At 75.9% G+C, this 11,318-nt stretch carries 8 protein-coding genes; 7 read left to right on the top strand and 1 reads right to left on the bottom strand.

Annotated elements, in window-relative coordinates; genetic code table 11:
• Positions 1 to 172 precede the first annotated feature (172 nt).
• From AB0947_RS32515 to AB0947_RS32545, 7 genes are all read left to right on the top strand, one after another.
• The gene (locus tag AB0947_RS32515; RefSeq protein WP_366753974.1) at positions 173 to 3,451 is read left to right on the top strand and encodes a LuxR C-terminal-related transcriptional regulator; all 3,279 of its coding nucleotides are present in this window, start codon (positions 173 to 175) and stop codon (positions 3,449 to 3,451) included.
• A gap of 66 nt (positions 3,452 to 3,517) precedes the next feature.
• The gene (locus tag AB0947_RS32520) at positions 3,518 to 4,780 is read left to right on the top strand and encodes a helix-turn-helix domain-containing protein (protein WP_366753953.1); all 1,263 of its coding nucleotides are present in this window, start codon (positions 3,518 to 3,520) and stop codon (positions 4,778 to 4,780) included.
• A 251-nt stretch (positions 4,781 to 5,031) separates the two neighbouring features.
• Complete coding sequence (locus AB0947_RS32525; RefSeq protein ID WP_366753954.1) at positions 5,032 to 5,802, top strand: ABC transporter ATP-binding protein; 771 nt, start codon at positions 5,032 to 5,034, stop codon at positions 5,800 to 5,802.
• Positions 5,799 to 6,578 (top strand): ABC transporter ATP-binding protein, encoded by a 780-nt coding sequence (locus AB0947_RS32530; protein WP_366753955.1) that lies wholly within the window; start codon positions 5,799 to 5,801, stop codon positions 6,576 to 6,578. Before AB0947_RS32525 ends, AB0947_RS32530 begins: the two co-directional genes overlap by 4 nt.
• Positions 6,575 to 7,471: a branched-chain amino acid ABC transporter permease gene (locus AB0947_RS32535; protein WP_366753956.1), complete on the top strand. Its 897-nt coding sequence runs from the start codon at positions 6,575 to 6,577 to the stop codon at positions 7,469 to 7,471. Before AB0947_RS32530 ends, AB0947_RS32535 begins: the two co-directional genes overlap by 4 nt.
• Positions 7,464 to 8,624, top strand: a complete 1,161-nt coding sequence (locus AB0947_RS32540; protein WP_366753957.1) for a branched-chain amino acid ABC transporter permease — start codon at positions 7,464 to 7,466, stop codon at positions 8,622 to 8,624. Before AB0947_RS32535 ends, AB0947_RS32540 begins: the two co-directional genes overlap by 8 nt.
• On the top strand, positions 8,621 to 9,892 hold the full coding sequence (locus tag AB0947_RS32545; protein ID WP_366753958.1) for an ABC transporter substrate-binding protein: 1,272 nt from the start codon (positions 8,621 to 8,623) through the stop codon (positions 9,890 to 9,892). The genes AB0947_RS32540 and AB0947_RS32545 overlap by 4 nt, the downstream gene beginning before the upstream one ends.
• A 211-nt stretch (positions 9,893 to 10,103) precedes the next feature.
• Here the strand turns inward: AB0947_RS32545 and AB0947_RS32550 are convergent, their stop codons facing one another.
• On the bottom strand, positions 10,104 to 11,129 hold the full coding sequence (locus AB0947_RS32550) for a helix-turn-helix domain-containing protein (RefSeq protein WP_366753959.1): 1,026 nt from the start codon (positions 11,127 to 11,129) through the stop codon (positions 10,104 to 10,106).
• Positions 11,130 to 11,318: the final 189 nt, after the last annotated feature.

The raw sequence follows: 11,318 nt of genomic DNA on the forward strand, positions 1-11,318 counted from the left end.
GCTGCCCGCCCGGCGGCCCGGAACGCGCAGGTGATGTCCCCGGAGCCTGCCGCGGGAGGTCCGGACGCACGGCTTCCGCGCTGTTTAACGCGTCAGTAAGGTCGTGGGAATGACCGGACAGACGCCCCTGGGACTCGCCTCACCGCGGTACCGGCCGGGTCCGCAACGCCACGTGACGGCAGCGGTGTGGGACCGGCTGCGTGGCGGCGGTGCCTGTGCCGTGACCGGCGAGCCGGGCGGGGGCCGCTCGGCCTTCCTCGCCCACGTCGCCCGCGCGTTCACCGCCGGGCCCGTCGTGACCGTACGCGCCCGCGCCGGGGAGTTCCGCGAGCCGCTGAGCGCGATCCGCTCACTGTGCCGCGCGGCGGGGACAGCCGTCGTCGGCGCCGCCGACCCGGTGCGGGAGCTCGTCGGCGCGCTGCGGTCCACGGCCGCGCCCCGGACCGTACTCCTGTGCGTCGACGACGCCCACCTGTGGGACGCCGCCTCCCGGTCCGCCCTCGGCCGGCTCGCCGCCCACCTGTCCGACGGGGGCCGTGCCGCCCTCCTGCTCACCGTCGCCGGACACCGCCCCGTGGATCCGGAGTTCGCCGGCCTGCCGCTGCTGCGCCTGGCGCCCCTGTCCCCGCCGGACGCCACGGCCCTGCTGGACGACGTCGCGCAGGACGGCCTCGACCCCGGGGTGCGCGACGAGATCTTAGCCGCGGCACAGGGCAACCCGGCCCTCCTGCTGAGGGTGTTCCACCGTCTGACCCCGGCCCAGCTGCGCGGGCTCGCGCCCCTGCCGCGGCCCGTGGCCGATGCCGAGACGCTGACCGCGCTGGTCGGCGGCCGCCTCACCGGGGCGCTTCCGGGGCAACGCGACCTTCTGCTCGTCACCGCCGCCGCCTCCCAGGTGACGGGGGAGGCCACCGTCGACGCCGATCTCGCGCGCCGCGCGGCGGGGTGGCTCTCCGCAGGCCCGTCGTCCCGCCTCGGGCCACCGCCACGGCCCCTCGTCCCGCCGGGCGGACCGCGTACCGCCGACAGCGGCCGGCCGGTGGAGCACCGCGACCCCGTTCCGTACGACGGCGGTGACAGTGGTGACCGCGGTGACGGCCGGCTCTCACCGTCCGCCGCCCCGCTGCCCGAGTCGCTCCGTGTCCGCGACGACCGGATCGGTTTCCGCAGTGCGCTGCTGTGCCGCGCGGTGTACGCCGACGCGCCGGACGCGCGGCGCCGTGCCGCCCACGACGCGCTGGCCCGTGCGCTGCCCGACGGACGCCGCCTCACCGCGCTGCTGCACCGCTCGTGGGCCGTCGCCGGTCGGGCTCCGTCCCTGGCGTCCGACCTCGCCGCCGCGGCCCGGGCGGAACCGGCGGTGCCGCCCGCACTGCGCTGCACGGCACTCACCCGCGCCGCCGACCTCACCGCGGACGGCGCCCGGCAGGTCCGGTGGTACACGGCCGCCGCCGAACAGGCGCTGCTGGCCGGGCAGTCCGACCGGGCGCTGCGGCTGCTCGACACGGCCCGCGACCGCCCGGCGCCGTCGACGGTCCGCGCGCGTGCCGAGCTGCTGCGCGGAACGGTGCTGCGGTGGGACGGCCCTGTCGACGACGCCCGCGAAACCTTGCTGCTCGCCGCGGAGTTGTTCGCTCCGCACGACCCCGAGCGGTCCGCGGAAGCCGCCTTGGCCGCCGCGGACGCCGCCTGGACGGCGGGGGACATGCCGGCGTGCCTGAGCGCGCTGACGGTGCGGGGCCCGGTCGGCGGGGCGCGGTCGCCCGGGGACCGGGGTCCCCTCCCGTTCGCCGGTCCCCGGAAAGCGGGCGAGCCGACCCACACCGGCGTACCGTCCGGTGTCCTGCACGACCACCGGGCGGGCATGCGGGCCGTCCTGCAAGGCCGCTTCGACCTGGCCGCCGCACCCTTGCGGCGCGTGGTGGACCGCGCGTGGACGACGGCCGGAGAAGACCGGTTCGCGCGCGGCGCCGACGAACGTGACGGCGGGCTTGCGCGCAGTGCCGACGAGCGTGACGGCGGGCTCGTGCGCAGCACCGACGAGCACAACGGCGAGGTCGCGCGCATGGCCGACCGTCATGACGACGGGCTCGTGCGCAGTGCCGACGACCACGGCGACGAGGTCGCGCGCATGGCCAACCGTCATGACGACCGGCTTGCGCGCGGTACCGACGACCGTCATGACGACCGGTGCGCGGGCACGGCCGACCACCCCCGGCAAGCACCCGTCACCCACGCCGCCCCCGATCGGTTACCCCGGCCGGCGGGCTCCCCGCTCCCGCCCCCACCCGGCACACCCGACACGCTCCTGCGAGCGGCCTCGGCGGCGCTGCTGCTCGGTGACACCACTGCCGCCCGGCGGGCCGGCGCGCGGGCGCTGGCGGTGGCCCGCGCCGCCGGGGCCGCCGTGCACGAGGCACGGGCACTGGAGTTCCTGGCGTACGGCGAACTCCGGGCGGGACGGCACGCGTCGGCCCGGGCCCACGCCGAGGAGGGCCTGCGCAGCGCGTACCGCACCGGGCAGCGCAACACGGCCGCCCATCACCATGCCGTACTGGCCCTGGCGGCGTCGATCGAGGGCGAGGCGCACACCGTCGCCGAGCATGTGACCGCCGCGCTGGCCACCGCCCGGCGGCACGGGCTGGCGCAGGCCGCCGCGCTGGCCCAGTGGGCCGCCGCCCGCGCCGATCTGGGCCACGGCCGTCCGCGTGAGGCCGCCGAGCGGCTCGGCCCGCTGGTGCGGCCCGGCCCGGGGCGCGGGCACTTCGCCGTCTGGATGCTCGCCGTGCCGTGTTACGTCGAGGCGTGCGCGCTGGCCGGACAGCCGGACGAGGCCCGGGAGGCGGTCGAGGACTTCGCGCGCTGGGCGGCGTGTGACGCCGACCGTCAGGCCCCGGCCCAGCTCCTGCGCTGCCGCGCCCTGCTGGCCGCGCCCGAGCCGGCCGACGCGCTGTACCGGGAGGCCCTGCGGCGGCACGGGGAGGCCGCCGGTGACTTCGAGCGCGCCCGTACCGAGTTGCTGTACGGCAAGTGGCTGCGCAGACGACGCCGGCTGCGCGAGGCACGCGGCCATCTGCGGGCCGCCCTGCTCGGCTTCGAACGCTGCGGCGCCCGTCCGTGGGCGCAGCAGGCGGCGGCCGAACTGCGGGCGAACGGCGTGGCCGGGACGGCGGCGACGACCGCGGCGGGCGCGGCGGTGCGCGGGGGCGGCGCCTCGGCCCCCGGTGGGGTACCGCCGGACGGCCTGGACCGGCTCACCCCGCAGCAGTTGCGCATCGCCCGCCGGGTCGCCCAGGGCCTGACCAACCGGGAGGTGGCGCTGAGCCTGTCGGTGAGCACCCGCACCGTCGACTATCACCTGCGCAACGTCTTCGCCGCCCTCGGTGTCCGCTCCCGGGTGGAGCTGGTACGCCTGGTGGAGCGGGCGGAAAAGACCGGTGCACAACTCTAGGGACCGACCGGACGGTATGTCATTCTTCGGAGCACGACGCGTCAGCCGACCCTGGGGGAGACCTCCATGCGCCCTGCCGTACGGCCACGACCCGCGTTCCGCCCGGGACCCCAGCCGGCACCCCGGCCGCGCGCCCCGCACACCCGGTCGCTGATCGACGCCGAGGCCCTGCGGGTGCTGCACCGCGCCGCCCGGGCGCTGCTGGACGACCTGCCCGGCCTCACCGACCGGCTGGTCTCCGCCCTGCGGGAGAGGGAACCGGCCTACCGGGCCGCGCTGGACGACGACCACCCGGGCGTCTGGCACGAGGTGCAGCGTTCGCTGCGGCACAGCGTCTCCTCGCTGCTCGACCCGCGCGGCACCCGCGACTCCGCCCACCGCTGCTCCTGGCACATCGGGGTCGGCCGCGCCGAACAGGGGCTGCCGCTGGACGCGCTGCTGCACGCCTTCCGGCTCGGCGGCTCGCTGGTGTGGCAGGAACTCGTCGACGTCACCTCCCGCACCGCCCCGGAGGACGTCCGGCTGCTGGTGCATGTGGCAGGCGACGTCTGGGACTTCGTCGACGACCACTGCACGCTGGTCGCGGACGCCTACCGGCAGACCGAACGGCGCCTCGCGTGGCGGCGCGAGAACCGGGTGCGGCTGCTGGCCGCCGCGCTGCTGGACGGTACCGGCCGCATCGCCGACCTGCCGGAGACCGCGCAGGCCCTCGGGCTGCCCGAGCAGGGGCGGTACGTCGTCGTCGCGGTCGCGGGCGAGCGGTCCGCCGAAGCCGTACGGGACCTGCTGCCCCCGAGCGCGCGGGCCCACTGGCACACCGGGCCGGAGACGGACCACGGCATCGTCCTGGCCGAGGACGGCGTCGTACCGGTGCCGGACCGGACGCCGCCCGGGCTGCGCGCCGGGATCGGCCTGCCCGTCGACGGACTGGCCGGCGTCGGCGAGGCGCGCCGGCTGGCGGACACCGCCCTGCGGCTGTGCGGCGACGCGGGCGGCACGGTACGGCTCGACGAGCACCTGCCCGAGGCACTCGTCGTGTCCTGCCCGGAACTCGCCGGGCTGCTCGTGGAGCGCGCGTTCGGCCCGCTCGCGCGGCTGGAACCGGCCGACGCGGACGTGCTGCTGGACACGCTCGCCGCCTGGCTGGCCTGCGACGGTTCCGCCCAGCGGGCGAGCAGGGGGCTGTACTGCCACCGCAACACCGTTCTGAACCGCCTGCGCCGCTACGAGCAGCTGACCGGCCGTTCCCTGTCCCGCCCCGCCGACCTGGTGGAGATCGCCCTGGCCCTGACCGCCCGCCGGCTCGCCCCCCGCCGCCCGGCCTCCTGACCATCCGGCGACCGGCGCCGGCACGCCCCTCGGCGCACCGGCGCCGCCCCACCCCACCCGCGGACCTCGCACACGTGCGCCCCCACCCCTGGGCACCCGCACACCTCCCCAGTGTGCTCGTTGGGCCTGCGCACCGACCCCGCCCGCGTGCCTGTCCCCGCTTCCGCCGCCCGTGGTCTCGTGAGCCCCCCAGCCCCCAGCACCAAGGACCAAGGCCGGGCCGCGTGCCGGGCCGGACCTGAGGAGCCGCGATGCCCGAAGCACCACCGGACGACCCGCCCGCCCTGCGCGTCGAGCACGTGGACGTGACGTACGGCCGCGCCGTCTCCGCCCTGCGCGACGTGTCCCTGTCCGTGCCGCACGGCAGCGTGGTCGCGTTGCTCGGCGCCAACGGCGCCGGGAAGACCACGCTGCTGCGCGCCCTGTCGGGCACGCTGCGCCTGCACCGGGGCGCGATCAGCGCCGGCCGTGTCCGCTACGGCGCCACCGTCCTCGACGGCCGTGACCCCGTCGCCGCCGTACGGGCCGGGGTGGTGCAGGTGCCCGAGGGGCGGCGGGTCTTCACCGGCCTCACCGTCGACGAGAACCTGCGCAGCGGCGGCCTCGGCCTCAGCCGCCGCGGCGCCGCGCAGGTCGCCGGGGCCCGCGACCGCGTCTTCACGCTGTTCCCCCGGCTGGCCGAACGCCGCCGGCAGGCCGCCGGGCTGCTGTCCGGCGGCGAGCAGCAGATGCTGGCCATCGGCCGCGCCCTCATGGCAGCCCCGCGTCTGCTGCTGCTGGACGAGCCGTCGCTCGGCCTCGCCCCGCTCATGGTGGACCGGATCGGCGAGGTGATCCGCGAGATCCACGCCCAGGGCACCGCCGTGCTGCTGGTGGAGCAGAACGCGGGAATGGCCCTGTCCCTCGCCGACCACGCCCACGTCCTGGAGACCGGCCGGGTGCGGCTGTCCGGCCCCGCCGCCGCTCTCGCCGGCACGGACGCGGTGCGCCGGCTCTACCTGGGCGAGGAGGGGGCCGCATGACCGTGCCCGTTCTCGGCGTGCGGGACGTCACCGTCCGGTACGCCGGGCTCACCGCCCTGGACGCCGTCTCCTTCACCGTCGCGCCCCGCACGGTGCACGCCCTCATCGGGCCCAACGGCGCCGGCAAGTCCACCTGTTTCAACGTGCTGTCCGGTCTCGCCCGCCCCGCGAGCGGCACGGTCCGGCTCGGCGGCACGGACCTGACCCGGCTCGCCCCGCACCGCATCGCCGCGCTCGGCGTGGCCCGCACGTTCCAGAACATCGTCACCACCGCGGGCACGGTCGCCGACAACCTGATGCTCGGCCGGCACCTCCACGCACGGGCCGGCTTCCTCGCGAGCGCCCTGCGGCTGCCGTGGGCGGTGCGCGAGGGGCGCGCACACCTCTCCCACGCCCGGCGCATCGCCGAACTCACCGGACTTCAAGCGCACTTCGACAGCCCGGTGGGCCTGCTGCCGTACGGCGACCGCAAGCGTGTGGAGCTGGCCCGCGCCCTGTGCCTGGAGCCGCGCGTGCTGCTCCTGGACGAACCGGTGGCCGGCATGAACGCCGCCGAACGCGCCCGCACCGCCGAGGTCATCGGGCGGATCCGCGCCGAACTCGACCTGTCCGTCCTGCTGGTGGAGCACGACATGGGCCTGGTGATGCGCCTCGCCGACGAGGTGACCGTCCTCGACTTCGGCCGTCGTATCGCCCGCGGCACACCGGACGAGGTCCGCCGCGATCCCGAGGTGCTGCGCGCCTACCTCGGCACACCACGGGAGGGAACCGCGTGACCGGTCTTCTCGACGACCTGCTGGGCGGGCTCGCCCTCGGCGCGGTCTACGCCCTGGTCGCGCTCGGCTTCGTCGTCATCTTCAAGGCGTCGGGCGTCCTGAACTTCGCCCACGGCTCCCTGCTCCTGCTCGGCGGCTACCTCACCGCCGTCCTGCACGACGACATCGGCTTCGCCGGAGCCCTCGCGGTGGGCGTCCTCGCCACCGCCCTCCTCGCCGGCGCCGTCGACCGGCTGCTGCTGCGCCGCGGAGACCCGGACCCGCATACCGCGCACGTCCAGACCATCGTCACGATCGGTGTCGACATCGTGCTGCTCACCGACCTGTCCCGGCGCATCGGCGGCGACCTGCTGGCGCTGGGCGATCCCTGGGGCGACGCGGTGACCCGGGTCGGGCCGGTGACGGTCGCCGACAGCCGGCTCGCCGCGATCGCGGTGTCCGCGGTGGCCATCGCCGTCGTCTTCGGCCTGTTCCGGTACACCCGCTGGGGGCTGTCCCTGCGGGCCGCCGGGGAGGACCTGGAGGCGGCCGCGCTCATGGGCGTACGCCTGTCCCGGGTGCGCACGCTCGCCTGGTGCCTGGCGGGTGCGCTGGCCGCGCTGGCGGCGGTGTTCCTCGCCGCGTTCCCCGCCCCGGGCCTGGAGCGGACCACCGGGCAGATCGCGCTGAAGGCGTTCCCGGCCGCCATCCTCGGCGGCATGACCTCGCCGGCCGGCGCGCTCGCCGGCAGCCTGCTGATCGGGCTGACGGAGGCGCTGGTCGCCGGCCACCAGTCGGAACTGCGCCTGCTGGGCGAGGGGTTCGGCGATGTCGTCCCCTACGCCGTGATGGTCCTGGTGCTGCTGGTCAGGCCCACCGGACTGTTCGGCGCGAAGGGAGCGGCCCGTGTCTGACCGCCGTCTGCCGGGGCCGGCCCGGACGCTCCTGGCCGCGCTCGTCCTGTGCGTCCCGCCGTTCTACCTGGACGCCTTCTGGCTGCGCGTCGGCCTGTTCTCGGTGGCCGCCGCCATCGGCGCCGTAGGGCTGTCGCTGCTCAGCGGCACGGCCGGCCAGCTCTCCCTCGCCCACGCCTTCTTCCTCGCGGTCGGCGCCTACGGCTACACATGGCTGGCCGGCGAGCCGGGGCCGGGGTTGCCGACCGCCGTCGCCGCCGTCCTCGCGGTGCTGCTGGCCGGGACCGCGGGCGGCCTGTTCAGCCCCGTCGCCGGCCGGGTGCGCGGCGTCTACCTGGGCGTGGCCACGCTCGCCCTGGTCTTCCTCGGTCACCATGTGCTGCTCAGCGCGGACTCCGTCACCGGCGGATTCAACGGCCGCTCCGTGCCGCCGCTCCGTCTCGGCGGCTTCGGCTTCACGGCGGGCGAGCCCGAACTGACCGTGCTGGGGGTGCCGTTCGGCGCGGAGGAACGCCTGTGGTTCCCGGCCGTGGCCCTGCTGGGGCTGACCTGGTTCACCGCCCGGGGCCTGGCGCGCTCCCGTCCCGGCCGGGCCCTCGCGGCGCTGCGGGACAGCGAGATCGCGGCCTCCGTGATGGGCGTGGACGTGACCCGGCACCGTGCGGCCGCCTTCGTCGTGTCGTCGATGTACGCGGGGACGGCCGGTGTGCTGCTGGCCCTGGTGTTCCGGCGCGTCGTCCCCGACTACTTCTCCCTCGCCCTCTCGGTCGACTACCTCGCCATGATCGTGCTCGGCGGTCTCGGTTCGGTCGCCGGGGCCACGGCGGGCGCGGTCTTCGTCACCGCGCTGCCGCTGCTGCTGACCCGGTACGCCGACCGGTTGCCCCTGGTGGCCGCCCCGGGCTCCGCCGACGGCACGGTCGGTCCGACGGAAGCGGCCCGCTACCTCTACGGCGCCGCCATCGTCGTCGTCCTGCTCCACGCCCCCGACGGCCTGCACGGCCTCACCCGCCGCCTGCGCGCCCGCGTCCGGCGTACCGGCCCGCACACCCGCCCGTCCCCCCACCCGTCCCCGCACCCGTCCGGGCATCCGTCCGCCGCTGCGTCCGCACACCCCGTCGCACCCGTTCGACCCGAGGAGCAGACCCCGTGAACACCCCGCACCCCGGACACCGTGTCGGCACGGCCGTCCTCGCCGGAGCCCTGGCCCTGCTGGCCGCCGTCACCGGATGCAGCGCCAAGGCGGGCGGCAAGAGCGCCACCGAGGGCGCCGACGGCGTCCGCACCGGCCCCGGAGTCACCGCCGGGACCATCCGGCTGGGCGCCCTCACCGACCTGACCGGCCCCTACGCCACCCTCGGCAAGAGCATCGTCCAGGCCCAGCAGATGTGGGCCGACGAGACCAACGCGGCCGGCGGCATCTGCGGCCGCAAGGTCAAGATCATCGTCAAGGACCACGGGTACGACGTCCAGAAGGCGGTCACCGCCTACGCCGACATCTCCCCCGACGTCGTCGCCCTGCCGCAGGTCATCGGCTCACCCGTGGTCGCCGCCCTGCTCGACGACGTCCAGCGCGACCACCTGCTCACCTTTCCGCAGGCCTGGGCCGCCTCCCTGCTCGGGAAGGACTCCGTCCAGGTCCTCGGCACCACCTACGACCTCGACATGATCGCCGCCGTCGACTTCCTCACCCGCACGAGGAAACTGCGCGAGGGCGACACCATCGGCCACGTCTACTTCGAGGGCGACTACGGCGCCAACGCCCTGGAGGGATCCACCTGGGCGGCGCGGAAGGCGGGCGTGAAGGTCGTCGGACAGAAGATCAAGGCGACCGACACCGATCTGTCCGCGCAGGTGTCGGCGCTGCGCAAGGAGGGGGTGAAGGCGATCCTGGTCAGCGCCGGGCCCGCGCAGACCGCGTCCCTCGTCGGTGTCGCCGCCTCCCGCGGCCTGCGCGTCCCGGTCGTCAGCAGCGCCCCGGGCTTCGCCCCGCAGCTGATGAAGACCCCGGCCGCGCCGGCCCTGACCGCGATGCTCCACGTGATCAGTTCCGCCCCCGCGGTCAGCTCCGGCCTGCCCGGCGTACGGCGGATGGTGACGGCCTACCAGGACAAGTACCCCGGCTCATCCGTCGATTCGGGCGTGCTGTCCGGCTACAACGCCGCCAAGCTGCTCGGCGCGGACCTGAAGAAGGCCTGCGCCGCGGGGAGTCTCGCGCGCGAGGACGTCGTGAAGGCACACCGTTCGCAGCGTGCCGCGGACACCGGCCTCGGCGTCCCGCTGGACTTCTCCGACGTGAACCGTCCCGCGAGCGTCGCCGTGTACACGCTCAAGCCGGACGCGGACGCGCCGGGCGGCCTGGTGGGCGCGGAGGACGCGCACCGGATACCGGGGGCGGAGGAGTACCTGGCCGGGCGCTGATCCACCCGACGTGCGGCCGGCCGGCCACGCGAGCACCGCTTCGTGGCGGCCCCGCGGTCCGGACGACGTGGCACGTCCACCGCCGCCCCGGCGCGACGACGTCACCGCGCGGGCCCTTCGCGCGGCCCGGCCGGGTTCGCCCGGGCGCCCTGGACGCACCTCTCCGGCACGCCGGGACGGGCCGTGCCGCCGGCCCGTCACCGTGACACCGTCATTCCCCCTCGTCCGCGTCCGTGGGCTGCGTGAACGCCGAAGGCTCCGGCAGCCATCCCCGGCGAGCGGCCTGGACCGCGGCCTGGAACCGGGTGCCGGCACCCAGTTCGGTCATCAGATGGCGGATGCGGCGCTGGGTGGTGCGCTGGCTCCAGCCCTGGGCGCGGGCGATCGCCGCGTCCGAGCAGCCCGCGGCGAGCAGCTTGACGAGGGCGAGGTGATCGGGGTGGCCGGAGGCGACGGGCGGGGCCGTGGGCGGTGCGGGGGCCTCGAGGGGGGAGCCGCGCTCCCACTCCGCTTCGAACAGCGCCTCCAACGCGGTCAGCATCGGTGAGCGGTGGACCAGGTGCGCGGCGAGGTGCCCGCCCGGGGCGAGGCTGAAGGGGATGACCGCCTGCGCGTCGTCGACGATCACGAGTTTGATGGGCAGGTGCGCCCGCACCCGGGCCTGTTCGCCGGTGCGTATGCTCGGCAGGATGTCGTCGCGGAGGCGGCCCGGCCAGGCGACCGCGCTCCGGTCGTAGAGCACGCGGTGGGTGACGCCCGAGCGCTGTCTTCGGCGCTGGTCGTCCAGATTGCTGCCGGGGCGGTCCACGTAGGGCGGCCGGTCGAAGGCGCGGATCTGACGGCGGGCGCCCGCGGTGAGCCTGCGGACGGCGGCGCTGATGTCGTCACGGCCGCGGAGCACTTCCACCGCGATGTCCGGGTCGGCGATCCGCTGGGCCTCGCGGTGTCTGTCGGTCAGTTGGCGCACCAGCGCGCGAGCCGCGTCGAGCCGCCGTTCCCGCTCCTTGATGAGTTCCGTGACCGCGACATCGGGGGCGGTGGCGGCGAAGCGCGGGGGGCGGCCCGCCGATCTGGTCGCCAGACCCGCTTTCACCAGGACCGACAGCAGCCGCCCCGCGGCGCTCGTACTCGTCCCGCAGGCGCTCGCCACCTCGGAGGCGGTGCTGTGGGGCAGACCGATCAGCACCGTGTAGACACGTTGTGCTTCATCGTCGAGTCCGACGACGTCGAGTTCCATTGAGCCATCCTCGCCGCGCGAAAAGAGAAACGTCGTGCCGCCGTGACGCGGGGCAGGCGTCCTCGTCGCACGTGTGCGCACCGGCGCCGGTCCCACGACCCGACCGCCGTGGTGAACGACAACCCGGCGCCGTCTTGTTCCGTGGCCGTACACGGCACGGCATCCGGCCCGCCGGCCGTGTACACCCTC

This window comes from Streptomyces sp. NPDC047841 (genome assembly GCF_040704085.1).
Taxonomy (GTDB): Bacteria; Actinomycetota; Actinomycetes; order Streptomycetales; family Streptomycetaceae; genus Streptomyces; species Streptomyces argyrophylli.